The sequence below is a fragment of the Cellulomonas sp. NPDC089187 genome (assembly GCF_040685135.1).
Classification (GTDB): domain Bacteria; phylum Actinomycetota; class Actinomycetes; order Actinomycetales; family Cellulomonadaceae; genus Cellulomonas.
On record NZ_JBFBHI010000002.1, the window covers coordinates 505,629 to 527,586 of the forward strand.

34 protein-coding genes and 2 tRNA genes are annotated in these 21,958 nt (G+C 70.2%); 27 read left to right on the plus strand and 9 right to left on the minus strand.

The annotated features are described in order from the left end of the window. Positions 1–3 precede the first annotated feature (3 nt). The 3 genes from rph to AB0N78_RS06610 are packed head-to-tail and all read left to right on the plus strand — an operon-like array spanning position 4 to position 3,003. Positions 4–762: a ribonuclease PH gene (gene rph, locus AB0N78_RS06600; protein WP_363387349.1), complete on the plus strand. Its 759-nt coding sequence runs from the start codon at positions 4–6 to the stop codon at positions 760–762. Then, complete coding sequence (gene rdgB, locus AB0N78_RS06605) at positions 759–1,376, plus strand: RdgB/HAM1 family non-canonical purine NTP pyrophosphatase (RefSeq protein ID WP_363387351.1); 618 nt, start codon at positions 759–761, stop codon at positions 1,374–1,376. The genes rph and rdgB overlap by 4 nt, the downstream gene beginning before the upstream one ends. Next, positions 1,369–3,003: an ATP-binding cassette domain-containing protein gene (locus AB0N78_RS06610; protein ID WP_363387354.1), complete on the plus strand. Its 1,635-nt coding sequence runs from the start codon at positions 1,369–1,371 to the stop codon at positions 3,001–3,003. Before rdgB ends, AB0N78_RS06610 begins: the two co-directional genes overlap by 8 nt. Here AB0N78_RS06610 and AB0N78_RS06615 read toward each other — a convergent pair. The 3 genes from AB0N78_RS06615 to AB0N78_RS06625 form a co-directional block, all read right to left on the minus strand. Continuing rightward, positions 3,000–3,494 carry a hypothetical protein gene (locus tag AB0N78_RS06615; RefSeq protein ID WP_363387357.1) on the minus strand — a complete coding sequence of 165 codons (495 nt, stop codon included), beginning with the start codon at positions 3,492–3,494 and terminating at the stop codon, positions 3,000–3,002. The genes AB0N78_RS06610 and AB0N78_RS06615 overlap by 4 nt on opposite strands. Positions 3,495–3,581: 87 nt before the next feature. Beyond that, positions 3,582–4,220, minus strand: coding sequence for a Pr6Pr family membrane protein (locus AB0N78_RS06620; RefSeq protein ID WP_363387360.1), 639 nt, complete (start codon positions 4,218–4,220; stop codon positions 3,582–3,584). Next, positions 4,220–4,783, minus strand: coding sequence for an NUDIX hydrolase family protein (locus AB0N78_RS06625; RefSeq protein WP_363387363.1), 564 nt, complete (start codon positions 4,781–4,783; stop codon positions 4,220–4,222). Before AB0N78_RS06625 ends, AB0N78_RS06620 begins: the two co-directional genes overlap by 1 nt. A gap of 115 nt (positions 4,784–4,898) precedes the next feature. Here AB0N78_RS06625 and trxA point away from each other — a divergent pair, with 115 nt between their 5' ends. Further along, the gene (trxA, locus tag AB0N78_RS06630) at positions 4,899–5,270 is read left to right on the plus strand and encodes a thioredoxin (RefSeq protein ID WP_363387366.1); all 372 of its coding nucleotides are present in this window, start codon (positions 4,899–4,901) and stop codon (positions 5,268–5,270) included. A 52-nt stretch (positions 5,271–5,322) separates the two neighbouring features. On the opposite strand, the gene AB0N78_RS06635 is transcribed toward trxA, so the two are convergent. After that, positions 5,323–5,404: transfer RNA gene (locus AB0N78_RS06635), tRNA-Leu, on the minus strand. 29 nt (positions 5,405–5,433) lie between these two features. After that, the gene (bcp, locus tag AB0N78_RS06640) at positions 5,434–5,907 is read right to left on the minus strand and encodes a thioredoxin-dependent thiol peroxidase (protein ID WP_363387369.1); all 474 of its coding nucleotides are present in this window, start codon (positions 5,905–5,907) and stop codon (positions 5,434–5,436) included. Positions 5,908–6,021: 114 nt separating this feature from the next. Between bcp and AB0N78_RS06645 the strand changes: the two genes are divergently transcribed. The 3 genes from AB0N78_RS06645 (at position 6,022) to AB0N78_RS06655 (ending at position 6,716) form a co-directional block, all read left to right on the plus strand. Continuing rightward, a complete protein-coding gene (locus AB0N78_RS06645) occupies positions 6,022–6,318 on the plus strand; it encodes a co-chaperone GroES (protein WP_363388227.1) in 297 nt (98 codons plus the stop codon). 57 nt (positions 6,319–6,375) lie between these two features. Beyond that, complete coding sequence (locus AB0N78_RS06650) at positions 6,376–6,564, plus strand: hypothetical protein (protein ID WP_363387371.1); 189 nt, start codon at positions 6,376–6,378, stop codon at positions 6,562–6,564. Positions 6,565–6,640: 76 nt separating this feature from the next. Further along, positions 6,641–6,716 (plus strand) — tRNA-Lys (locus AB0N78_RS06655). On the opposite strand, the gene AB0N78_RS06660 is transcribed toward AB0N78_RS06655, so the two are convergent. After that, the gene (locus AB0N78_RS06660) at positions 6,679–6,999 is read right to left on the minus strand and encodes a helix-turn-helix transcriptional regulator (protein WP_363388230.1); all 321 of its coding nucleotides are present in this window, start codon (positions 6,997–6,999) and stop codon (positions 6,679–6,681) included. The genes AB0N78_RS06655 and AB0N78_RS06660 overlap by 38 nt on opposite strands. Before the next feature lie 83 nt (positions 7,000–7,082). Here AB0N78_RS06660 and AB0N78_RS06665 point away from each other — a divergent pair, with 83 nt between their 5' ends. From AB0N78_RS06665 to AB0N78_RS06760, 20 genes are all read left to right on the plus strand, one after another. Continuing rightward, positions 7,083–7,253 (plus strand): helix-turn-helix domain-containing protein, encoded by a 171-nt coding sequence (locus AB0N78_RS06665; RefSeq protein ID WP_363387374.1) that lies wholly within the window; start codon positions 7,083–7,085, stop codon positions 7,251–7,253. A gap of 136 nt (positions 7,254–7,389) precedes the next feature. Next, positions 7,390–7,572 carry a hypothetical protein gene (locus tag AB0N78_RS06670; protein ID WP_363387377.1) on the plus strand — a complete coding sequence of 61 codons (183 nt, stop codon included), beginning with the start codon at positions 7,390–7,392 and terminating at the stop codon, positions 7,570–7,572. Further along, positions 7,565–7,864 (plus strand): hypothetical protein, encoded by a 300-nt coding sequence (locus tag AB0N78_RS06675; RefSeq protein ID WP_363387380.1) that lies wholly within the window; start codon positions 7,565–7,567, stop codon positions 7,862–7,864. The genes AB0N78_RS06670 and AB0N78_RS06675 overlap by 8 nt, the downstream gene beginning before the upstream one ends. Positions 7,865–8,081: 217 nt before the next feature. Beyond that, positions 8,082–8,738 (plus strand): hypothetical protein, encoded by a 657-nt coding sequence (locus AB0N78_RS06680; protein ID WP_363387383.1) that lies wholly within the window; start codon positions 8,082–8,084, stop codon positions 8,736–8,738. Positions 8,739–8,745: 7 nt separating this feature from the next. Next, positions 8,746–8,976 (plus strand): hypothetical protein, encoded by a 231-nt coding sequence (locus tag AB0N78_RS06685; RefSeq protein WP_363387386.1) that lies wholly within the window; start codon positions 8,746–8,748, stop codon positions 8,974–8,976. Beyond that, entirely contained in the window at positions 8,960–9,274 is a 315-nt protein-coding gene (locus AB0N78_RS06690) for an HNH endonuclease (RefSeq protein WP_363387388.1), read from the plus strand. The genes AB0N78_RS06685 and AB0N78_RS06690 overlap by 17 nt, the downstream gene beginning before the upstream one ends. Before the next feature lie 305 nt (positions 9,275–9,579). Beyond that, positions 9,580–10,881 (plus strand): hypothetical protein, encoded by a 1,302-nt coding sequence (locus tag AB0N78_RS06695; RefSeq protein WP_363387391.1) that lies wholly within the window; start codon positions 9,580–9,582, stop codon positions 10,879–10,881. 143 nt (positions 10,882–11,024) lie between these two features. Further along, complete coding sequence (locus AB0N78_RS06700) at positions 11,025–12,005, plus strand: hypothetical protein (protein WP_363387394.1); 981 nt, start codon at positions 11,025–11,027, stop codon at positions 12,003–12,005. 4 nt (positions 12,006–12,009) lie between these two features. Then, on the plus strand, positions 12,010–13,629 hold the full coding sequence (locus tag AB0N78_RS06705; protein ID WP_363387397.1) for a hypothetical protein: 1,620 nt from the start codon (positions 12,010–12,012) through the stop codon (positions 13,627–13,629). Then, positions 13,629–14,012: a hypothetical protein gene (locus AB0N78_RS06710; RefSeq protein WP_363387400.1), complete on the plus strand. Its 384-nt coding sequence runs from the start codon at positions 13,629–13,631 to the stop codon at positions 14,010–14,012. The genes AB0N78_RS06705 and AB0N78_RS06710 overlap by 1 nt, the downstream gene beginning before the upstream one ends. Continuing rightward, positions 14,009–14,386, plus strand: a complete 378-nt coding sequence (locus tag AB0N78_RS06715) for a hypothetical protein (protein ID WP_363387403.1) — start codon at positions 14,009–14,011, stop codon at positions 14,384–14,386. Before AB0N78_RS06710 ends, AB0N78_RS06715 begins: the two co-directional genes overlap by 4 nt. Further along, positions 14,383–14,814 (plus strand): hypothetical protein, encoded by a 432-nt coding sequence (locus tag AB0N78_RS06720; protein ID WP_363387406.1) that lies wholly within the window; start codon positions 14,383–14,385, stop codon positions 14,812–14,814. The genes AB0N78_RS06715 and AB0N78_RS06720 overlap by 4 nt, the downstream gene beginning before the upstream one ends. Continuing rightward, complete coding sequence (locus AB0N78_RS06725) at positions 14,814–15,323, plus strand: hypothetical protein (RefSeq protein ID WP_363387409.1); 510 nt, start codon at positions 14,814–14,816, stop codon at positions 15,321–15,323. The genes AB0N78_RS06720 and AB0N78_RS06725 overlap by 1 nt, the downstream gene beginning before the upstream one ends. 3 nt (positions 15,324–15,326) lie before the next feature. Beyond that, positions 15,327–16,988, plus strand: a complete 1,662-nt coding sequence (locus AB0N78_RS06730) for a hypothetical protein (protein WP_363387411.1) — start codon at positions 15,327–15,329, stop codon at positions 16,986–16,988. Position 16,989: 1 nt separating this feature from the next. After that, complete coding sequence (locus AB0N78_RS06735; protein WP_363387414.1) at positions 16,990–17,733, plus strand: hypothetical protein; 744 nt, start codon at positions 16,990–16,992, stop codon at positions 17,731–17,733. Then, the gene (locus tag AB0N78_RS06740; protein ID WP_363387416.1) at positions 17,730–18,827 is read left to right on the plus strand and encodes a phage tail protein; all 1,098 of its coding nucleotides are present in this window, start codon (positions 17,730–17,732) and stop codon (positions 18,825–18,827) included. The genes AB0N78_RS06735 and AB0N78_RS06740 overlap by 4 nt, the downstream gene beginning before the upstream one ends. A 1-nt stretch (position 18,828) precedes the next feature. Further along, the gene (locus AB0N78_RS06745) at positions 18,829–19,242 is read left to right on the plus strand and encodes a hypothetical protein (RefSeq protein WP_363387419.1); all 414 of its coding nucleotides are present in this window, start codon (positions 18,829–18,831) and stop codon (positions 19,240–19,242) included. A 114-nt stretch (positions 19,243–19,356) separates the two neighbouring features. Further along, positions 19,357–19,992, plus strand: a complete 636-nt coding sequence (locus tag AB0N78_RS06750; protein ID WP_363387422.1) for a hypothetical protein — start codon at positions 19,357–19,359, stop codon at positions 19,990–19,992. Next, positions 19,989–20,183 (plus strand): hypothetical protein, encoded by a 195-nt coding sequence (locus AB0N78_RS06755; protein WP_363387425.1) that lies wholly within the window; start codon positions 19,989–19,991, stop codon positions 20,181–20,183. Before AB0N78_RS06750 ends, AB0N78_RS06755 begins: the two co-directional genes overlap by 4 nt. Before the next feature lie 7 nt (positions 20,184–20,190). Continuing rightward, positions 20,191–20,424, plus strand: coding sequence for a hypothetical protein (locus AB0N78_RS06760; protein WP_363387427.1), 234 nt, complete (start codon positions 20,191–20,193; stop codon positions 20,422–20,424). On the opposite strand, the gene AB0N78_RS06765 is transcribed toward AB0N78_RS06760, so the two are convergent. The 3 genes from AB0N78_RS06765 to AB0N78_RS06775 form a co-directional block, all read right to left on the minus strand. Continuing rightward, a complete protein-coding gene (locus AB0N78_RS06765) occupies positions 20,415–20,747 on the minus strand; it encodes a hypothetical protein (RefSeq protein ID WP_363387430.1) in 333 nt (110 codons plus the stop codon). The two genes, AB0N78_RS06760 and AB0N78_RS06765, sit on opposite strands and share 10 nt — an antisense overlap. 15 nt (positions 20,748–20,762) lie before the next feature. Beyond that, entirely contained in the window at positions 20,763–21,335 is a 573-nt protein-coding gene (locus tag AB0N78_RS06770; protein ID WP_363387433.1) for a site-specific integrase, read from the minus strand. Between the two features lie 260 nt (positions 21,336–21,595). Further along, entirely contained in the window at positions 21,596–21,886 is a 291-nt protein-coding gene (locus AB0N78_RS06775; protein ID WP_363387436.1) for a hypothetical protein, read from the minus strand. Positions 21,887–21,958: the final 72 nt, after the last annotated feature.

The window sequence follows — 21,958 nt, forward strand, 5'->3', positions numbered from 1 at the left end:
GGTATGACCGATATCCCCCGCCCTGACGGGCGTGCCCTGGACCAGCTGCGCCCCATCACGATCACCCGCCGGTACCTGGACGCCGGTGAGGGCAGTGTGCTGGTGGAGTTCGGCGGCACCAAGGTGCTGTGCGTGGCGTCCTTCACCGAGGGCGTGCCGCGCTGGCGCAAGGGCTCCGGCCAGGGGTGGGTCACCGCCGAGTACGCGATGCTGCCCCGCTCGACCACCACCCGATCGGACCGTGAGTCGATCCGGGGCAAGGTCGGCGGGCGCACCCATGAGATCTCCCGGCTGATCGGCCGCTCGCTGCGCGCGATCATCGACGTCTCCGCGCTGGGCGAGAACACGATCGTGCTGGACTGCGACGTGTTGCAGGCCGACGGTGGCACCCGCACCGCCTCGGTGACCGGCGCGTACGTGGCACTGGCCGACGCGGTGGCGTGGGGGATCGAGCGGGGGGCCATCGACGGCAAGGCCACCGTGCTGAAGGACTCGGTCTCCGCGGTGAGCGTGGGCATCGTCGACGGCCGTCCGGTGTTGGACCTGCCCTATGTCGAGGACGTGCGTGCTGAGACGGATATGAACGTGGTGGTGACCGGCTCCGGCGAGTTCGTCGAGGTGCAGGGCACCGCCGAGGCGGCACCGTTCAAGCGCGCCGAGCTGGATCAGCTGCTGGACCTGGCACTGGGCGGCACCGCTCAGCTGGCCCGGGTGCAGGCCGAGGCGCTCGCCGGTCCGGGTGGAGTCCCGGTGCGCGGATGACCGCCCCGCGGCTGGTGCTGGCCACCCACAATCAGCACAAGATCGAGGAGCTGCGCGCCATCCTTACCCCGGCGTTGCCCGACTTGGACCCGGCGGCTGTCGTCGGGGCACGGGATGTCGGTGCGCCGGAGCCGGTGGAGGACGGGGTGACCTTCGCGGAGAACGCCCTGATCAAGGCCCGTGCACTCGCGGCCTTCACCGGGTTGCCCGCGGTGGCCGACGATTCCGGGCTGTCGGTGGACGTTCTGGGTGGCGCACCCGGGATCTTCTCCGCCCGCTGGTCCGGCACCCACGGTGACGACCGCGCGAACCTGGATCTGCTGCTGGCTCAGCTCGGCGACATCGCTGATGAGCACCGCGCGGCCCGGTTCACCTGTGCGGCGGCGCTGGTCACCCCGGAGGGTACCGAGCACGTGGAGCTGGGCTATCTGGAGGGGCGGCTGGCCCACGCGCCCCGTGGCCAGCACGGCTTCGGCTATGACCCGATCCTGATCGTCGAGGGTGGCGATCTCACCGCCGCCGAGCTGGACCCGGAACAGAAGAACGCGATCTCGCACCGCGGCCAGGCCTTCCGTGCCCTGGTGCCCGCGGTGGTCCAGGTTCTGCGTGGCTGAGTCGCACCTGGTGGCCGACCGGGTGAGCTTCGGCTACCCCGGTCGGCCCGTGCTGGACGAGGTGGTGCTGACCGCCTCCGCCGGTGATCGGGTCGGTGTGGTGGGGGAGAACGGTGCGGGCAAGACCACGCTGCTGCGGCTGCTGGCTGGTGATCTGACGCCGACCGCGGGGCAGGTACGCACTGTCGGCAGCGTCTCCGTGGTGCACCAGGAGCTCGACTTGCCGCCCGCCTCGACCATCGGTGACCTGATCGCGCGGACAGCCGGGCAGGTGCGCGCCGCTGCCGAGCGCCTGGACCGGGTGGTGGCGGACTTCGACCACGACCGCGGTGACCTGACCGCGCTGAGTGCGGCCATCGCCGCCGCCGACCACCTCGCGGCCTGGGACATTGACCGCCGCGTGGATGAGGCGCTGACCCGGTTCGGTGCGCCCCGTGACCCGGCACGAACCCTCGGGTCGCTGAGCGTCGGTGAGGCCTACCGGGCGCGCCTGGCCTGCCACATCGCCGAGCGCGCCGACCTGTTGCTGTTGGACGAGCCGACCAACCACCTGGACGCCGGGGGCATCGACTACCTCACCGCGCAGCTGCAACAGTGGCCCGGGGTGGTGCTGATCGTCACCCACGACCGGCGACTGCTCGACGATGTGATGACCGCGATCCTCGACCTGGACCCGTCGATGGATGGCCGACCGGTGTTGTACGGCGCGACGCGCTATGCCGACTACCGATTCGCCAAGGACCAAGCGCTGCGCCGCTGGCGGGTCCGGTACACCCAGGAACGCAAACGCGCGGCCCAGCTCGCGTACCGGCTCGACCGGTCGTACGAGGGGCTGTCTGACGAGTGGCGTCCGCCCAAAGGCTCACAGAAGCACCGGCGCGGCACCCGGGCCCGCATCCACGTCAAGGCCGCCGACCGGATGGTGCAGCAGCTGGAGGCCGAGGCCGTGGATGTGCCCGTGCCGCCGCTGGAACTGGCCTTCCCGGACCTACCCAGTCTGCCCACCTCCGCCCGGGTCGAGGATGCCTACCGGGGTGGCCCACTGCTGGAACTGCGCGCGCCCCGGGTGGCCGGGCGACTGGACCTGCCCGGGGTGCGGATCGAGCTGCCCCCAGCCGGGCGGCTGCTGGTCACCGGCCCGAACGGTGCGGGCAAATCGACGCTGCTTGCCGCGTTGGCCGGGCGGATTCCACTGGACCGCGGACACCGCAGCGCGGCCCGGGCGCTCCGGCTCGGGGTGCTGGCCCAGGACGAGTCGACCCCGGACCAGCTCCGGATGACCGGATTCGAGGCGGCGGCGGCCCGAGCATTGGACCTGTTGCGCACTGGGGCGCTCGACCCCGAGCACATCGTGCCGGTGGCCGCGCTGGGCCTGCTGGACGAGGCGGATCTGGACCGTCCGCTGGGGGAACTGTCTGTGGGGCAGCGCCGCCGGTTCGCGCTGGCGATGGCGCTGGTGCCCGCCCCGCAGGTGCTGATCCTGGATGAGCCGACCAACCACCTGTCCATCGGGGTGGTGGACGAGCTAACCGACGCGCTGCGGGTCACCTCGGCGGCGGTGGTGGTGGCCACCCACGACCGGGCGATGCGGGCCGACCTGGCGGACTGGGCCGCGGTGGAGCTCTAGCCGATCCGCTGCCGGAGCGCGGCCAGGTCGTCCTCGGTGAACAGCGCCGCCGGGTGCATCAGCCGGATTCCGCTGGAGTGCTGGCGCAGCAGCAGGACCGCACCGTGCCGCTCCACCCCGCGCAGTGCGCCATAGGCGATCACGTTGGTGCCGCTGGCGCTGCCCAGCTGGAGGCCGTCCGGGCGCAGTCGCATGGTCACCACGGCACCGACCGGGAATGCCGCGTCGATCACCCGTGCCAGCCGCCGCTGTTGCTGCCATGCCATGAGGGCGAACGCGGCTACCGCCACGACGGCGATGGCGATGTTGCTCGCCACATTCGTGCCCGTGGCGACGGCACCCACGGCGATGGACAGCACCACGATGAGCACCAGCACCGGGAGCACGAGCATGCGCGGACGCAGGAGCAGCGCACGCACGGTGTCGCGCTCGAGCTGACGGCGCAGGTCAGCTGAGACGGTGAGCGAGCGCGGTGCGGGGGCGGTGTCCATGCGCTGAGGCTAGGGGCGTGGGGGTGCTGACCCACGGTGGTTGAGTGCGGTCCCGGGAACGTTGCGTGGTCCTGGCCGGGGCATGGGTCAGCCCGCGACGGTCGTGTCCGTGGTCGAGGGCAGCGCCTGTTCCAGCCAGCGCAACAGCACCGCCAGTGCCAAGAACCCCACCGCCACGAACCCGGTGTTCCGCAGGGCGAGCGCCAGGCCCAACTCCCCGACATCGAGGAACGGGTACGGGTACCAGTCCGCGGCCGCGCCGCGGATGAAGGTGTAGGCCACCCACGCCAGCGGGTACACCACCGACCATCCGACGGTCGCCCACGTCCAGTGCGGACGGGGACCGACCAGCAGCCAGACCAGCACGGTGCCGAGGGGAGCCACCGTGTGCAGCAGCGCGTTGGCGATCATCCCGCTCGGAGTCAGCTCGGCGGACAGCCCAGCCAGCACCGCGTGATAGACCACCCCGGTCACCGCGATACACAGCAGCGCGTCCAACCGCACCACCGCCTGGAACCGGCCACCACCGGTTGGTCGCCACAGATGCAGCGCGGCGGACAGCACCACCAGCAGGTTCGACTGGATGGTGAAATAGCTGAACAGGCGGATCAGCCGTTCGGCATCCGCATGCTCGGTCAGCGCCCGCCCGAGCTCCAGCAGCACCCCGGTCAATGCCGCGACCCCGACCAGCCCGTACAGCAGTCGGGTGAGGGCCGGCCGGGTCATCACGGCATCCGGCCGACGTGGGCCATCGCCTGCCGGAGCAGCAGTCCCTGACCGCCGTTCATCTCCACCTGGATCTGCTCGCCGCACGCCTCCTCCGGGGTGAGCCAGGCCAGGTCCAGCGCGTCCTGCTGCGGACGGCAGTCACCGGTGACCGGGACCACGTAGGCCAAGGACACGGCGTGCTGGCGGGGGTCGTGGTACGGGGTGACCCCGGGAGTGGGGAAGTACTCGGCGACCGTGAACGGCTGCGGCGACGGCGGAACCTGCGGCAGGGCCATCGGACCCAGGTCCTTCTCGATATGCCGCAGCAGGGCGTCACGGACCCGCTCGTGATACATCACCCGCCCGGAGACCAGAGCTCGACTCATCACGCCTTCCGGGGTGACCCGAAGCAGCAGCCCGACGGCGACCACATCGCCAGAATCGTCCACCCGCACCGGCACGGCGTCGACGTAGAGCACGGGCAGCTGGCGGCGGACGGCGGCGATGTCCTGCGGACTCAACCACCCGGCGGGGCGGTCGGACTCGTGGGGCTCCGGTGGCAGATCTGCGGTATCGGTCACCCGGATGTTCTACCCCGTACGGCTCTCAGCGGGCGCCCTCGACGCGCAGATGGGAATACTGGAACCGGCGGGAACGCTCTACCGGCGTTCACAGATGGCAACAGGAGGCGTAACGATGGCAACGACCGAGCTGACGGCCGAGACCATCCAGAAGACGATCGATGAGAACGACATCGTCCTGGTGGACTTCTGGGCCGACTGGTGTGGCCCGTGCAAGCGGTTCGGACCGATCTTCGAGCAGTCGTCGGAGACGCACCCGGACATCGTCCACGCGAAGGTGGACACCGAGGCGGAGCAGGCGCTGGCCGCTCAGCTACAGATCACCTCGATCCCCACGCTGATGGCGTTCCGTGAGGGCATCCTGGTCTTCAACCAGGCCGGTGCCCTGCCCGGCCCGGCACTGGAGCAGGTCGTCGACGCGGTCAAGAGCCTGGATATGGACGACGTGCGGGCGCAGATCGCCGCCGCCTCCACCGCGCAGAACTGATCGAGTGCGAAGACCCCCGCATCCGGACCGGATGCGGGGGTCTTCGTCTGAGTGCGGGAGACGGGATTTGAACCCGCACGCTCATCGAGCACCAGGACCTAAACCTGGCGTGTCTGCCGTTCCACCACTCCCGCGGACCTGACGATGATGCCAGGTTGTTGGCTCAGGCGGCGTCGATCCCGAGGTCGCGACGCAGCTTGGCCACGTGACCGGTGGCCTTCACGTTGTACTGGGCCAGCTCCACGGTGCCGTCCACACCGAGCACCACGGTGGACCGGATCACACCGGTGACGACCTTGCCGTACAGCGTCTTCTCACCCCAGGCACCCCACTGCTCCATCACCGCGTGCTCCGGGTCAGAGACCAGCGGGAAGGTCAGCTCCTCCGCCTCGGCGAACTTCTGCAGCTTCGCCGGGGAATCGGGGGACACCCCCACCACCCGGTACCCGTGCGACTGCAACGACGCCAGATTGTCCCGGAAGTCACAGGCCTGCTTGGTGCAGCCCGGCGTGCCCGCCGCGGGGTAGAAGTAGACCACCACATGCTCGCCGCGCAGATCGGACAGCGTCAGTGATCCACCGTCGGCGGTCGGCAGGGTGAAGTCGGGGGCGGTGTCGCCCACGGACAGGCGCGGCATGGCAGCTCCTCGGGTCACGCGGACGCCTCGTGCGCCCGGCCCCAGGGTAATCAGCCCCGGCCCGGTACGGTCTGTGCCGTGACTGCGACCTCCCGCCCCGAGCTGCCGATCCGGATGCTGAACGACCGCCTGCTGGTCGAACTCGACGCCGACGCCGCCGAGCGCCGGTCCAGCGCCGGAATCGTCATCCCTGCCACCGCCGTGGTCGGCAAGCGGCTGGCCTGGGGCGCGGTCGTCGCCGCCGGGCAGCACGTCCGCCAGGTGTCGGTCGGGGACCGGGTGCTCTTCGACCCGGACGAGCGCGGCGAGGTGGAGCTGTCCGGGGCGACCTACTTGTTGCTGCGCGAGAAGGATGTGCACGCCGTGGCCGAGCCCGGCGACGACGGTCAGAGCACCGGGCTGTACCTGTAGCTCTTGCGCACCGCTGCGACCGATGCTGCGATGTCCCGCGAACAAAGGGGGACGATCGTGGGCGACGATCAGACCGCGCCGCAGGAGGCGCACTCGGTGATGGACCTGCTCGCGGAGCATGTGCCGCTGACCCTGCTTGCGGACCTGGCCACCACGGAGCCGCGGTCAGGGGAGATTCTGCGTGCCGAAGGGCTGCCCGCGGACGAGTGGTGGGCCGACGGGGCACCCGAGACGCACCCTGCGTGACCTGCATCACGAGGCCCGGCTGCGACCCGGATCGGATTCGCGTCCGGCCTCGGGGTGGTGCTACCTTCTTCCTCGCGCGCCATTAGCTCAATTGGCAGAGCAGCTGACTCTTAATCAGCGGGTTCGGGGTTCGAGTCCCTGATGGCGCACCACAGAGCCCCCGTCCGGTCCAGCCGGGCGGGGGCTTTCGCCTGTCTGGAGCCAGGAGACAGGGACGCCCGTCGCCAGTGACCAGGCGCTGAGCATCGCCTTCTTGGGTGCGATGCGGCCCGACTCATAGTTGCCGACCGTGTTCCGGGACACCCCGAGCATGTCGGCGAACTCGCCGGAGCCGAAGCCCGCGTGCTCGCGCGCCTTGCGGAGGCGGTCCGGCAGGCCGAACTCCGGGATCGAACCTGCAACTGGGTCCATCGTCATGCCCCAAGTTTGACGCATCTACACCTTTCGCGCAACGACACGTTTCGTGTGGCTTGCCAAAGCAAGGCCGCGTGCCCCAATGTTTGGGCATGCCACAAGACATGCTCACGACTGCTGAGGTGTGCACCCGCCTAGGGACTGACCGCAAGACGGTTCGGCGGTTGGTCGACCGCGGATCGCTGACGCCCGCGTTCAAGTTGCCCGGTGTCACGGGCGCGTACCTGTTCGACCGCGCCGAGGTTGAGGCGCTGGCGGCGGAGCGTACCCGGTGACCGGGCGTGGCGCGGTGTGCATCGAGTGCGGCAGTGCGCCGACCCACCCGGGCAGCCGGTTCTGGTGTCTGTCGTGCGATGAGCTGCGTTGCGCTCGGATTACGCGCAATCTCGCCGCCGCGCTGGCGGAGCTGGAGTGTGCCGAGTGATCCGGGCGTGGGTGCGTGAGCTGGCTCCGCTGGTCGGGGTCGGCGCGGGTGTGGCGGTTGGTGTCAGCTGTCCGCCGTTGTCCGGGGGGACGCTCCTGGGCTTGGTGCTGATCGTGGTGCCGGGTGCGGTGTGGGTGCGTCGCGCGGTGCGGGGTGATCGGGATGCGTAGTGCGATCTTCGCCGCTGCCGCTGAGCTGTGGCGTGAGTGCCGTCAGGACTATGCCGAGTATCTGGACGCGCTGCTGGACGACGCGGAGCGCACGTGCCGGGGTCACCTGGTCAACGCTCGCGGTCAGGCCAAGGGCATCACCGCCGAGTCGCTGCTCCTCGGTCCGATGGTCCGGGTGCGCGCGTACGGGACGCCCGAGCTATTGGAGTTCCTGGCCGGTGCCGGTCGGATGACCCAGGGCGAGCACGAACGGCATTGGTTCGCCGCCCATGATGATCGGCTCACGCCGTGAGCGGCCAGCGGCATGCGTTGGAGTGCGAGCACGGCACACACCCGCGCTACTGCGGGCTCTGTCGTGCCCGGGTGCTGGCCGAGCACGACCCGTCTCGCCGCCGCCCTGTGCGCCCGGGCCGTGGAGTCCCGTTGCCGTCGTGGTTCTGGGACGAGGTTGCAGCGAATCGGCCGGGACCGCGCCACGAGCAGCCGGGCCTTGATCTTGGGGGTGAGCGGTGAGCGCGGCGACGTTGACGGCGCACGCTCCGCTGCCCTCGCTGCTGCGGGCTCTGGCCCGGGCTGGGTGGGGTGAGTTGGGTGGTCGGGAGTTCCAGGGTGTCCGCACGGTGCTGCGGGCTCTGGCGGACTCGCTGCCGGACCGGTCGGCCGAAGGGTCGACCACGATCCCGCAGGTGGCTCAGCGCGCCTGCCTGTCCGAGCGATGGACGGCTCGCTGCCTGGCCCTGCTGGAGGACGCCGGACTCATCGTGTGGACCCGTGGCGGCGTCGTCGCGGGCACCCCGGTGCCGTCCGCGATCCGGGTCGTGAAGGCCGCTGTGCTGGCCTTGATCGACGCCGCCCGCCCGGTGCGGGAAGCGGCCGACCGCGCACGACGTGCCGAGACTCGCGCCCGGTTGGCCGAGGCGCTGCGACTGCGCCGCCCGTCGAAGCGACCGGGGCCGCGTTCTCGCAGGTCAGACCATCCGGCACTCAGTGCCAGCCTCCACACCCCTACGGGGGAGGGACCCACCGGGACGTCCCGTCCCGGTACCGACTACATCCCCGAGACATGCCACCACGGTGGCCTTGCAGGCCACATGGCCAACGGACAACCGAAGTGTGCGCAGTGCCGCCGTGCGGCACGGCTCATCGACCAGACACCTACTGCCTAGGACCGACGTGTTCACTGATCCCGAACTGCCCACGCTGCCTGAGCTGCACACCACGCTGGCCGAGTACGCCGCCGCCGTGGACCAGTTGGCGACCGACCTGGACGATCTACGCTTCGAGGTCCACGACGCCGCGCGCGAGGACCTGTGTGTCGCGATGGACGACGTGTCGGCCGCGTGGGCCAGCCTCATGCGCGCCAAGCGCACCGTGGCGGAGGTGCTGGGTGTCCAGCGCCGGTGACTGGGGCGGGCGCAAGGTCAGCGAGGCCCGCCGCTACTGGACGCGCAGGCTCGGTGCCGGGCCGCTGCCGTGCTACCGCTGCCGCCGCCCGGTCCACCTGGGCCAGCGCTGGCAGGTCGAGCACATCACGCCCCGCTCCCTCGGCGGTCGCCTCGGCCGTGACAACGAATGGGTATCGCACGGGCGGTGCAATGAATCGCACGGCGGCAAGCTCGGCGCGGCCCGGACCAATGCGCGCAACAAGAAGGCGACCGTGAGGTTGGAATCGGAACGCGAACGGGGAATCAGAGGATGGTGAGGCGCGGCATCGACATTCACAACGAGGCGATGGCCGCACTCTTTGAAGTGTCCGGGGAAGCCCACGCTTGCCGTCCACTCCCATCCTCTCCCCACGGGGGAGAGCGCGAGTCCAGCCCAGCGATCCCCGCGTTGAAATCCCCGTTCGGTCGACGCAAATGCAAGCCGCTCTTTGCATCTCCTGTTTCGGGTGATGTTGATATCGCGGAATATGTGGACGGGTGTGCGCGCATTGGATTCGTCCCGTCTGTTCACCAAGAGCGGTTCGGCAAGATCGCATCGGCCACCCGCGCCGATGGTCGCCCGGTGCATCGGCGCATCGCCAAGACCGAGCCGCGCCGCTCGGGCAAGACCGAAGGGCTGTGGGGTCTGATCATCGGCCGGTGCTCAGCCCGCGAGGACTACCACGCGGCGTTCAGCGCCCAGTCCGGGAAGATGGGCCGCAAGCGGTTCCTGGCGATGGCCGTGAAACTGGAACGCTACGACCCGTGCCCGCGCCCGTCGCGGTCCTCGCCCGGCTGCCAGCGCGAGCACACCCACTACCGGGTCTACCGCTCCAACGGCGGTGAGCGCATCGAGTGGGACAACGGCTCGACCCTGGACATCAACCCGCCCGACCCCGAGTCCTACCGAGGCGATGAGTACCACCTGATCGTCCTGGACGAGGGCCAGGAGATGGCCGACGACGAGCAGGCCGACGAGCTGCTGGGTGGCATCAACCCGACGATGGACACCGTGCCGACCGCGCAACTCATCGTGGCCGGGACCGCCGGGAAGATGCGCACCGGGCTGCTGTGGCGCGCGTTGGAGAAGGGCCGCGCCGGGGCGTGGGGCATTTTGGAGTTCGCCGCACCCGAGCACGCCGACCCCGCCGATCACGCGACCTGGCTGGCCGCGCACCCCGGCATCGGGACGCTGACCACCCTGGAGGTCATCGCGGAGAACTACGAGGACCTGTCCCTGCTGGACTTCCAACGCGAGTACCTGGGCCAGTGGCCCGCCGATGCGTCGGTCTCGGCCATCGACCCAGCCCACTGGAAGGAAGCGGGGACCGACATGGTGCCCCGCCCCAAGCGGGTCGGGCTCGCCTTCGACGTCGCCCCCGACGGGTCGTGCGCCGCGCTGGCCGCCGCGTGGCGAGACGAGGACGGCACCGCGTACATCGAGCTGCTGGCCTTCCGCGCCGGGGTGTCCTGGCTGCCCGGCGAAGCCCACCGCGTCGCCCGGGAGGCCCGCGCCGCGCTGGCGTACGACGTGATCGGTGCGAACACCAACCCCGCCGACGCGATCCACCGCAAGCGGCCCGTGGTCAAGCTCGCCCCGATGGGACTCAAGGACGTGCAGGGCGCAGCCCAGCGCGTGGTCTCCCTGCTCGGTGACCACGCCCTGCGGCACTTCGACCAGAAGGACCTGACCCTGGCCGCCGAGGGCGCGAACTGGCGCAACGTCGGAGAGTCCGGCCGAGCCTTCGGACACAAGGCATCCGCCCAGCCCATCGTCCCGCTCACCGCCGCCGGGCTCGCCCTGTGGTCCTACGACAAGGCCACACCCACCGGCCGCCGCCGCTCCCGCGCCACCAGCTCCACCGCCGTGACACGCGCAGCGTAGCTTGTGCGTTGCGCAAGAATTGTGGTTCGGCTACGTTCTGCGGCGTGGGAATTCTGAGTGGTCTGGGGTGGCGGCGTCCGTCGTCGGCGTCGCCGTCGCGTGTGCCGGGTCGCCGGTCGCAGCGGTTGAGTTCGCCGTGGTCGGTGAGCACGTTGGAGTCGGTGGCGCTGGCCGATGTGTTCGGAGAGGGCCGCGCGCCGATGACCCGGACGGAAGCGATGAGCGTCCCGGCGGTGGCGAAGGCCCGGCACCTGGTCACGGGCCTTGGCCGCCAGCCGTTGTGCGCGTACGAGGGCGCGACGCGGCTGCCGTCCCCGCAGTGGATGGTCCGCACTGACTCCGAGACGCCCCCGCAGACCCGGATGTCCTGGACGCTCGATGATCTGTTCTTCGGCGGCTGGTCGCTGTGGTGGCGTGAGAACGCCCCGGACGGGTCGCTGGCCGACGCGGTGCGTGTGCCCCCCGAGCTGTGGGACTTCGACGTGGACGGCCGCGTCCACGTCGAGGGTGCTCCCGCCCCGGCAGACCGGGTGGTGCTGTTCTCCGGCCCGTACGAGGGCCTGCTAGAGGCCGGGGTCCGCACGATCCGCGCCGCCCGCAACTTGGAGGAGGCGTGGGCCAAGCGGGTGCAGTCCCCGATCCCGCTGGTTGTGATCAAGCAGACCGTCTCCGATGACGAGCTGGGTGAAGTCCAGATCGACCCTGAGACCGGCGAGGAGATTGACGAGGGTCAGGAGGTGGTGCGCGCGTACGTCGACGCGCGCCGCGACCCCAACGGCGCGGCGGCGTTCGCGCCCTACGGGTACGACCTGGAAGCCAAGGGCGACGTGCGCCACGAGCTGTTCGTGGAGGGGCGCAACGCGGTCACGTTGGACGTGGGTCGGTTCGCCAACATCCCCGGCACGCTGCTGGACGCGTCGATGTCGACCGCGTCGCTGACCTACTCCACCACCGAGGGCAAGCGCTCCGACTACCTGGACATGTCGGCCGCGTTCTGGCTCGGCCCGATTGAGGCCCGGCTGTCGATGGACGACGTCATGCCCGCCGGTCAGCGCGCCGCCTTCGACCTGTCGAACCTGACCGTGGTGCCCGCCACGGGCACCGCTCCCGCTACGGAGGACTGACCCCATGACCAACGTCCAGATCGAGGCAGGGACGCTCACCGCGTCCCGCCAGGACCGGATCGTCTCCGGCCTGCTGCTGCCCTACGGGGAGGTCGGCCGCACCAACCTCGGGCGGTTCTCCGTCCCGCCCGGCGCGATCACCTTGCCCGCCGACCCATCCGTGGTGACCCTCAACGTCGAGCACGACCGCCGGTCCCCGGTGGGCCGGGCCACCACCCTGACCGCGACCGACGCGGGGGTCGTCGCGTCCTTCCGAATCGCGGCCACACCCGAGGGGGACGCGTACCTGTCGGAGGTCGAGTCCGGCCGCCGCCGCTCCCTGTCGGCCGAGGTCGCCGGGGTCGTCATCCGCGCCGGGAAGGCCGTCTCCGGGAAGTTGTTCGGCGCGGCTGGGTGCGCGGCGGGGGCGTTCCCGTCGGCCACCTTGATGGCCTCCGACGTGGGGGAGGAGGACGAGCACACCGAGTCCGTCACCACCGAGCAGATCACCGTGGACGGCACCGAGTACGAGCGCACCACGACCGTCACCTACGACACCCAGACCACCGCCGTGGGCACCACGGAGGACACCACCGAGCAGCCCGCCGACGCGGAGCAGAAGGAGCAGGACGACGTGGACGATGACAAGGACCTGTTGACGGCCACCCAGGTGGCCCGTGCCCCGCGCAGTGGCGCGCCGCGCCGTGCTGGGGCCAAGCTCGGGCCGACCGGTACCGAGCTGTACGCGTCCCTGGCCGAGGCTGCCCGCACGGGCTCGTCCAGCGACCTGCTGGCCGCGCTGAACCAGGTCACCCAGGCGAACGTCTTCGACGTGGTGAACGTCCCGCAGTACATCGGTGAGCTGTGGAACGGCGTCACCTACAAGCAGCGCTACGCCCCGCTGCTCAACCACGCCGACCTGACCAGCGCCAAGATCATCGGCTGGCGGTTCAAGAAGGACAAGAAGCCCACCGTGGGCGACTACGCCGGCAACGGTGCCGAGGTCCCCACCGGTCCGGTCGAGACCGAGCTGGTGGAGGAGACCGCCGCGCGTCTGGCCGGTGGCTGGGCCGTGGACCGCATCCACCGCGACTTCCCCAACCCTGAGTTCTGGAACGCGTTCTTCCGCGCCGCCAACGAGGACTACGCCCGCAAGCTCGACGCCAAGGTCCTCGCGTTCCTCACCGCCGCCGCCAACCACACCACCTTGTCGGTCGACCCGGCCGGTGCGGTCGCGGCCGGGGTCAGCGAGGCGGCCTACAAGATCGTCAAGGGCGGGTTGCAGCTGGTCAACACCGACCGGGGTACCCCGGACTGGGCCGTGCTGTCGGCCGACCTGTACGAGGAGTTCGCGTTCACCCGCCACGACGAGCAGCTGGCCTACATCGCCGCCACCTTCGGCCTGGACTCCTCCTCGGGCTTCGGAGCCGGGAGCATTCAGGGCTCGGTGTCGCTGCCGACCGGGACCGCCCTGGTCGGGATCAAGGGCACCGGCACCCTGCACGAGCTGGGCGGCGCGTCCCCGCTTCGGGTGTCCGCTGAGGACATCTCTCACGGCAACCTGGAGGAGGCGCTGTTCGGGTACTACGGGCTGATCAGCCACGACTCCGAGTCCCTGATCCTGGTTCAGGACGAGGCCGAGTGATGCCCGCCGCCAAGGCCACTGCACCCGACGAGGCCGCCACCGAGGTCGCTGAGCCCGATGAGGTGGAGGTGTTCGGGTGGGTGACGTTGGAGGAGGTGGAGCGGCACTGGACGACCGCGCTCGACCTCGATCCCGAGGATCTGGCCCTGCACCTGAACTCCGCCCATCAGCAGTGCGTGGCGTTCCTCAACGACCGTGAGCCGGACCCGGTGCTGGACCGCCACAAGTTGGCCCAGATCATGCAGGCCCGCGCCCTGTACCGGTCGCTGGCTGCCGGGTCCGGCGACCAGCTCGGCGGTGAGGACGGGGTGACCGTGTTCCCGATGGACTGGACGGTCAAGAATCTCCTGCGCCCCAAGCGCGCCCGGCGGTACCTGCGGTGACCCAGACCCAGACCGCCCGTCAGCAGCTCGCCGCCGCCTTGCGCGCCGAGCTGCCTGACGGGTGGTCGGTGCTCGACCTGGACAAGGTGCCCGACGTGATCACCCGCCCGACGGTCGTGATCTACCGGCAGTCCTACGCCCCGCTCCCCGCCGCACCGGTCGGGCACTACGAGCAGACGTTCGCGGTGTGGGTGCTGGTCGCGCCCGACGCGAAGGACTCCCTGCTGGACGACCACGCGGACACCGTGACCGGCGCACTGGAGGACATCGACTGGACGGTGTGGACCACCGCCAGCCGCGACGCCCTGGCCGGGACCTGGCCGGGATTCAACATCACCGTGACCGCGCAGACCAAGAAGGAGTACGACGCATGACCCCTCACGACGTGAAGCCGCTCATCCTCAAGGAGACCGAGGCCATCATCAAGGCGGCCGTCGGCGGAGTCGGTGACGACTTTCGCAAGCACCTGTCCGGGGTGGTGTTCACCCCGTCCTCGTCGCAGAACTCCTGGTCCGGCCTCGGTGGCAACACCCACACCGACACCTCGGTGCCCACCTGGGTGTGCCAGCTCGACTACGTGCAGGACTGGGACAGCCCGGTCAGCCTGTCGCGGTTCCTGTACGAGAACGAGGGCCAGACCTTCGTGATCGAGTTCCGTCCGCGATCGGGCACCGGCCCGTCGTTCCAGGCGGAGGTCTCGGTGGTCTCCGGTGCAATCGGTGGTCAGGTGAACTCCTGGGCCACCACCTCGGTGTCTCTCGGGTCGACCAAGCCGGAGCTGATCCCCGCGACGGCCGCGTGATGATCCGGGCCGCCGACTCTCGCGCCCTGACGGCCGTGGTCGTCGGCATGAAGCTGGTGGCCCGGGAAGTGCGCAACGACATCAACCGAGCCACCACCGCGACCCTCGGGCCGAAGTGGAAGGCGCTGGTGCAGGTCAACGCCGCACGCCGGATGGACGGGCTCATGCTCGCCACCGGCGTGCGGGCCAAGGGCGGCAACCCGCCCATGCTGCTGGCTGCCCAGTCCCGTCGCGCGGTCGGGCGCACCAAGCGTCTGGTGCCGCAGCAGGACTGGGCCGCCTGGGAGTTCGGCGGTGACCGGGGCCACGTGGCGACCTACACGCGCCGCAACCGCTCTGGGTCTGGCACGCACAAGGTCACCCGCCACACCAACCGGCACCTGCGGCCCCGCAAGCGCTCCGGCTACACCGTCTACCCCGCGCTGGCGGACTTCCTGCCTGACGCGGTCTCGCTGTGGGTGCAGCTGTTCATGAAGAAGGTCTACGACGCCGCCGAAGGGAAGGGGTGAGCTGTGGGTAAGGGAATCCAGATTCCCATCGTCGCGGAGGTCGGCCCGGCGGTGAAGGCCGTCGGCAACCTGGCTGACGGATTCGAGAACGTGAAGGACGCCCTGGACGACCTGGACGCGGCCGGAACCGACGCCGGACGCTCGGTCACCAAGTCGATGGACAAGGCCGCCGACGAGTCGACCGACGCCGCGAGCGAGGTCAAGAAGAAGTGGTCCGACGCGTTCGACGAGGTGCGCAAGGACTCTAAGAAGGTCGGTGACGGACTCGGGGAGTCCACCAAGCAGGGCACCGACGAGGCATCCGAGAACGTGGCCGAGTTCAAGGACGAGGCCACCCAGAACTTCAGTGAGGTCACGTCTAGCTTCTCCGGGGACATGGCCGGTGCGGTCGACCTGGTGCAGGGCACCCTCGGTGGGCTCGCGTCCGGGATCGGCGGGCCGCTCGGCGTCGCGCTGGGTATGGCTGCCGCTGGGGTCGGCCTCGTCTACACCGCCCTAGAGTCGTCGGCGGAGAAGGCGAACGAACTCACCGAGGAGGCCGCCGAGCTGGCAACCTCTCTCAAGGACTACGAGGGCGCTGGTGCCGTCTCGGCGCTGGCCGACCGGTGGTCCGAGCTCGGTACCGAGATCGCCAACGCGAAGTCCTGGTGGGAGGTCTGGCAGGACAGTGCGGTCACCAACGCCCAGGTGCTCACTGGCGCGCTCGACAACTCGGCGTTGTCGGCCGACAACCTCGCCACGGCACTGTCTTCGACCGATCCGACCGAGCGAATGGATGCGCTTCGCCGGGCTCAGGACGAGCTGAACGACTCCATCGCAGCCGGTGAGGCCGCGTCCGAGGAACTGGCCTCTGCCACCACCGACCTGTCCACCCTCGATACAGAAGCGACCTTTGCCGCCCAGCGGCGGGGCGACGCCGCCCGTGACGCCGTTGGAATCATCGAGGACGAAATCTCGGTGCAGGAGCAGGCGGTCGAGATCGAGGAGGCACTGGCGCGCGCGAAGAACATGACGGTCGAGCAGTACCGAGCATCGGTCGAGGCGGCCGAAGCATCCGCTGCTGCCACTGAGTCTTACGCCGCCGCACTGGAGTCGGCTGCCGACCCGGTGGGCGTATACGGGGAGCTGCTGGCCGAGAAGGAGGAGGCCGAGCGGAAGACCGCCGAGGCCACCGCCGCCGCTACCTCCAGCAGCTCGGACTCTTGGGAGGACTACGCCGCCAACGTCACCGTCACCACTGAGGATCTGATCGCCCGGTGGAATGAGCAGGCCGCACAGGCGACCGCGTTCAAGGACAACCTGGCGATCATCGGTGCGGCCGGTGGTACCGCGCTGGCGGCCGAGCTGGAGGCGCAGGGTCCGGAGGTGGCTGGTGCGGTCGCCGCGACGATCGCCCAGGCGGACCCGGCCACCCAACAGGCCGCGATCCAGGCACACGCGGGAGCGACCGGCACCGCGATGGGGTCCTCCATCGCTACCGGCGTGACCGGGGAGCAGGCCACAGTGCAGGGCGCGGTCGACGGCCTGGCCAAGAGACTCAGTGCCCCGGTGGTGAAGGTGCAGAGCGAGTTCGACTCCGCGACCGCCGAGCGGCAGTACTCCGAGTGGGCGGGCAAGCCGCGCAAGCTGCTGGTAACCGCCACTATGGGCGAGCGGGCGGTGTGACATGACGACGATCACCGCTACCTGGGAGCCCGAGCGCGCGGCCGTGCTGCTGCGTGTGGACCCGACCAGCCCCGTCCTGTCGATCACCCGCACCGACGCCAACGGGTCGGCCGCTGTCCGTTTGCAGGAGGACGCGTTCCCGATCACCGATGACATCTCGGTGCGTGACTACGAGGCCGCACACGGCCTGGTGGCCTACTCTGCGGCGACCGCTGCCGGTGCGGTGACCGCCGAGGTCACGGTCACTCTGACCGCGCCCCGGCTGGCCGCCGTCGTGCTGCCCAATGCCCGCGCCGACCTCGACCTCATCACCGGGTATGAGTCGGGCCGTCAGCCTGCGGTGTCGGTGCATCAGGTGATCGGGCGCGCTGACCCGGTGCCGGTTCTCGGCCCGCTGCGCACCCGCACCGGCACCCTGCGCATCTTCTGCAAGAGCTGGGACGCCGCCCAGGAGGTGGTGGCCGTGTACGCGGCCGCTGAGGTCGTACTTCTGCGTCAGCCCTGGTACCGAGGCATGGACATGTATCACGTGGCCACCGGCGCGGTGACTTGCTCTCCGGCGACGGAGGCGGGTGTGCGGTGGATGGTCGAGGTGCCCTACACGGAGGTGCGCCGCCCCATCGATGACCTGCGCGGCGCGATCAGCTGGACCTATGACCGGCTCGCGGCGACCGGTGGCACCTACGCCCAGGTGCGCGGGGGCTATGCGACCTATGCCGCGCTGTCGGCGGGACCGGTCGCATGAGCGCCGTGACCGCACCGTGGACCGATGAGGCCGTGACCGTCATGGCCGGTGGAGCGCACCACCGGGTGCTGACCGTGACCCTGACCCACCCGGACCTGCCCACCCCGGTGGTCCTGGACCTCGACCCGGACCGTGAGCCGACCCTGGACATGTCCGAGGCCTGGGCACCGGCGGTGCGCGCCCAGGTCACCGTGCGCCTGCCAGACGAGGACACCTCTCGCCTGCTCGACTCGCGCGGCCCGGCCCGCATCGTGCTGCGCGCTGGGTATGTGTACGCCTCCGGGCGGACCGACGTGCACCAGATCGCGGACCTCATGATCGCCTCCGGCGCGGAGGACTGGGGCGACGGCACCTGCACGCTCGATCTGACTGGGGATGAGCTGGCGGCCCAGACCTCTGGGCCGCTGCCTGGTCAGTCGCCGTCCTGGCCCTGGACTCAGCCGATCCCGACCGTGCTGGCCGCGATCCTCACCCGGGTCTCCCCGGGCCGTCAGGTCGTGACCATGCCCGGGGTGTCCACCGCCTCGCTCGGTGAGGGCCTGACGGTCGCCGCCGGGGACACCTGGTGGCCGACGATCCGCGACCTGGCCGACCGTATCGACGCCTGGGTCTATGACGACGGGCTGCGGTGGGTCATCGCCCCACGCCCCACCCTCGACACCCGCCCGGCAGCCGTGCTGCGCACCGGACTTAGCGGCACCATCACTGCCCTGACCTCCGACGTCGACCGCGCCGACTTCGCCAACGCTGTCATCGTCCAGTACGCGGACGGCGCGACCGGCTACGCGGAGGTCACCTCCGGGAGGTACGGCACCGGCCAGGCACCACGGGTCGTGCTCACCGTCGACCGGACCACTGTGACCCGCCCCGCCAACGCCACCAATGTGGCGCTGGCCATCGCCAGCCGGGCGGTCACCCGGGGTCGGTCCTGGGGCATTACCGCCATCGGAGCGCTGTGGCTGCGGCCCGGCGACACCATCACCGTCCACCCACCCGGACGCACCCCCGAGACCTGCCTCCTCGCATCGGTCCGGCACCTGCTGGTGTCCGGATCGATGGTCCTGACCACCCGCACCCCCGACACCGGAGCCTGACATGCCCCAGACCACCCGCGGCTACCCCTACCCCCTCGGCGGCGTCGCCCCCGACGTGCCCTACGACATGCAGCAGCTCGCCGAGGCCATCGACCTCGACGTCACCGAGACCACCACCGCCCTGTCCGCCCTCATCGGCGGCAAACGTGTTCTGGCCGGGTCGTCGGTCTCGACGGGCACCGCCGCCGGAGACCGGAACATCTCGTGGGGGGCGGGTGTCTTCGCCACCGCGCCGGTGGTCATCGCATGCCCGGGCGACACCACCAGCTCCCCGGCCACCGTCGTGGTTCTCCAGTCGACGCTCGGCACCACCGGCGTCAACGTCCGCGTCACCAACGCGGCCGGGGCGGCGATCACGGGAGCCTGCCGCGTGAACTGGATCGCGGTCGGCACCCCCTACTCCACCACCAAGTAAGGAGACCGGAATGACTCAGCACGTGTGTGACCCCGGGGATATCCCGCAGGACCCCGCACTGGATGCCGTGGACGGCACCCAGGACGCCGACGCGCCCCAGGGGGGTGAGCCTCGATGACCCGCACGCCTGACCAGGCCATCGACTGGGCACTGGCCCAGCAGCGCGGGTACGCGGGCAAGTGCCTGGCGTTCGTGCGCACCGCCTACGACATCGGCCCCCGCTACGGCTCCGCCAAGGCGGCGTGGGAGAACGCCCGCTACCGGCACCACACCTCGGACATCAACGCGATCCCGCGCGGTGTCCCGGTGTTCATGTCCCACCCCCGGTCGGTGCACGGCCACGTCGTGATCCACCTCGGCGGCGGCCTGATCCGCACCACCAACTCCGCGACCGGCCTCATCCACACCCACCACGTCAGCACGTGGCTCGGGTGGGGCTACTCGATCCTCGGCTGGACCGAGGACATCAACGGCGCGGCCATCCCCGGCGCGCCGACCATCCCCACCGCCGCCACCCAGGCGACGGCACCCCGAAAGGACGACACCGACATGGTCTTCGTGCAGGACAACGCTGGCAACTACTACATGTTGACGGACGCGGCCACCCAGGCCCGCCACCTGACCCCCGAGCAGTGGAGCGACTGGGCCAAGGCGGGGTTCGGGGTCAAGAACCCCGGCGACCCGGCCACGGCTGGTCTGACCCGGGAAGCTATCGGCCGCATGGCCGCCACGCTGGGCGGGGTCCGGTGACCGGCGAGACCCCGACGGTGCCCGCCCGGGTCCGCACCTGGGCCTACGTCGTCGGCATCGTGGCGGGCGTCGTAGTGGCTCCCGCCCTGCTCGCCTACGGGCTCACCGCCGAGGCGGGGATTGCCTCGGCGGTCGCGGGTGGCTGCTCGGCCCTGGCGTTCGGCTACCGGCCCACCCGCGCCGATGCCTGACGCCCCGGTGACTCTCGACGTTGTCGGTGAGCGCCTGGACAACGCCCTGGACCTGCTCAGCGAGGTCCGCCAGACGTTGAACGATCCGAACGTCGGGCTCGTCGCTGCGCGTGCGACGCTGGAGAACCACGACGCTCGCATCACCACGCTTGAGGCGTGGCACACCTGGCTCCTGCGCACGGTGTTCGGCGTCATCATTGTTGCCGGTCTTGGGGTCGTGTTCTTGCTTGGTCAGCCCTGATCGGCTCCGACCGTGTCCGGGTCCGGCACCTGCTCAGGGTCGTGCCGTCCGTAGCTCTCCAACCATCTATCGAGGTGCTCAGCGAACGCACGGGGGTTGTTGTCCCGTAGCCACTCGCAGTGTTCTCGTGCCTCGTCCGCCGTGGGGAAGATCTGATAGCCCCACTCGAACGTGATGCACTGCCACATCGCGCGGTCCTCGTCGTCAGCGGAGAGCGCCACCTCTGTCGGGGTGGGGCTCTCCGCTGGCTCGGTCGCCTGGATCGTCGGCGCGCACCCGGCGAGCGCTAGCAGTGTGACCAGCAGAAACGGGGCAGCTCTCATGCGGCCGAGTTTGCCCTACGCGGCTCGGTCCGGCTGGGACCAGTCAGCGGAGCGAGCCGACACGGCCGCCCGAAGCGCGCCGTTCGGGACCGCCACATAGCGCTGAGTAGTGGTCAACGACGCATGACGCAGGAGTTCCTGCACCATGCGGAGGTCCTTGGTGTCTTGGTGAAGCTGAGTGGCGCACAGGTGCCGAAGTTGGTGCATCGTCGCCTCTCCGCCCAACGCACGCTTCACCAGCTTTCCAACCCAGCGGGCCGACAAGTGGCCGTTGTCACGCCCCGGAAAGAAGTACCCGGGACCGAGGGCACGCAGCGCGCGCGCCAGATCGTCCGGCAGAGGCACCGTTCCTTCCCGCGACCCCTTGCCGTGTACGCGTAGCGACCAGCCGTCGAGGTCCTGGAACAGATCGTCTGAGTGGCCTGCTGCCACCTCGCCCCGGCGTAGGCCAACGTCGTTGCCGAGCCGGACCATGAGCCGGACCCGCTTGTCAGGGTCTCGCAGTGCGAACGCGACCAGCTCAGGTGCAGCGGGCTTCGGACGGGGCAGCGCCGGTGGGATGACGGGCAATTGATCGGCCACGTTCACCGTGATCCGACCTGTGCCGACCCCCCAGGCCCAGAACTGGCGGAGAGAACTGCGGACGGACCGCGCTGTTTCGCGTTGCCAGTCGTGCGCGCCGGTCCAGTTCAGTAGGTCGCTCAGCGTGAGCTCCCACGGACCGCGGTCGCCTGCCCAGTCGGACAGTCGCCGGAGGTGGTAGGTGCGGAGGTCGATGGTCTGCGGGGAACGGCGCGCAGCACGGAGGGCCGTGGCCCATTCTGAGATCAGGGAGTCCCAGGTAGATGTCATGGCAGATCAGATGCCACATCCGCCGACAACTCCGCCTTGTCGGACGGCGGTATGTGCCACTTCTGCCGTGCAGCTTGCCGGGTGATGCCCAACGCGTCACCAATCTGGGTCCACGACGCGCCGCCAGCGTGCACCGCCCGCGCGGCGGTGTCGATGGCCTCGTCCACCGTCGCCCGCAGTGCCACCAGGTCTGCCAGGTCCTCCGGGTCGGCGTCACTCATCCGCCGCGACGCCGCGCGCAGGATGCGCCGCGCGAACGCCATGAACTCCGCGTGATCGCCGCTCATGCTTCGGGTCCTGCCCAGCCTCGGCACCCGGGGCACAGGGTCTCGCGCTCGGTCACTCTCCACCCGTCAAGG

Excerpts from the sequence above, each read along its gene's own strand:
- rph (WP_363387349.1), top strand. The coding sequence starts at position 4 with ATGACCGATATCCCCCGCCCTGACGGGCGTGCCCTGGACCAGCTGCGC.
- rdgB (WP_363387351.1), top strand. The coding sequence starts at position 759 with ATGACCGCCCCGCGGCTGGTGCTGGCCACCCACAATCAGCACAAGATC.
- AB0N78_RS06615 (WP_363387357.1), bottom strand. The coding sequence starts at position 3,494 with ATGGACACCGCCCCCGCACCGCGCTCGCTCACCGTCTCAGCTGACCTG.
- AB0N78_RS06620 (WP_363387360.1), bottom strand. The coding sequence starts at position 4,220 with ATGACCCGGCCGGCCCTCACCCGACTGCTGTACGGGCTGGTCGGGGTC.
- trxA (WP_363387366.1), top strand. The coding sequence starts at position 4,899 with ATGGCAACGACCGAGCTGACGGCCGAGACCATCCAGAAGACGATCGAT.
- bcp (WP_363387369.1), bottom strand. The coding sequence starts at position 5,907 with ATGCCGCGCCTGTCCGTGGGCGACACCGCCCCCGACTTCACCCTGCCG.
- AB0N78_RS06645 (WP_363388227.1), top strand. The coding sequence starts at position 6,022 with ATGCTGAACGACCGCCTGCTGGTCGAACTCGACGCCGACGCCGCCGAG.
- AB0N78_RS06660 (WP_363388230.1), bottom strand. The coding sequence starts at position 6,999 with ATGCGTCAAACTTGGGGCATGACGATGGACCCAGTTGCAGGTTCGATC.
- AB0N78_RS06665 (WP_363387374.1), top strand. The coding sequence starts at position 7,083 with ATGCTCACGACTGCTGAGGTGTGCACCCGCCTAGGGACTGACCGCAAG.
- AB0N78_RS06675 (WP_363387380.1), top strand. The coding sequence starts at position 7,565 with ATGCGTAGTGCGATCTTCGCCGCTGCCGCTGAGCTGTGGCGTGAGTGC.
- AB0N78_RS06705 (WP_363387397.1), top strand. The coding sequence starts at position 12,010 with ATGACCAACGTCCAGATCGAGGCAGGGACGCTCACCGCGTCCCGCCAG.
- AB0N78_RS06710 (WP_363387400.1), top strand. The coding sequence starts at position 13,629 with ATGCCCGCCGCCAAGGCCACTGCACCCGACGAGGCCGCCACCGAGGTC.
- AB0N78_RS06720 (WP_363387406.1), top strand. The coding sequence starts at position 14,383 with ATGACCCCTCACGACGTGAAGCCGCTCATCCTCAAGGAGACCGAGGCC.
- AB0N78_RS06725 (WP_363387409.1), top strand. The coding sequence starts at position 14,814 with ATGATCCGGGCCGCCGACTCTCGCGCCCTGACGGCCGTGGTCGTCGGC.
- AB0N78_RS06735 (WP_363387414.1), top strand. The coding sequence starts at position 16,990 with ATGACGACGATCACCGCTACCTGGGAGCCCGAGCGCGCGGCCGTGCTG.
- AB0N78_RS06740 (WP_363387416.1), top strand. The coding sequence starts at position 17,730 with ATGAGCGCCGTGACCGCACCGTGGACCGATGAGGCCGTGACCGTCATG.
- AB0N78_RS06745 (WP_363387419.1), top strand. The coding sequence starts at position 18,829 with ATGCCCCAGACCACCCGCGGCTACCCCTACCCCCTCGGCGGCGTCGCC.
- AB0N78_RS06750 (WP_363387422.1), top strand. The coding sequence starts at position 19,357 with ATGACCCGCACGCCTGACCAGGCCATCGACTGGGCACTGGCCCAGCAG.
- AB0N78_RS06765 (WP_363387430.1), bottom strand. The coding sequence starts at position 20,747 with ATGAGAGCTGCCCCGTTTCTGCTGGTCACACTGCTAGCGCTCGCCGGG.
- AB0N78_RS06775 (WP_363387436.1), bottom strand. The coding sequence starts at position 21,886 with ATGAGCGGCGATCACGCGGAGTTCATGGCGTTCGCGCGGCGCATCCTG.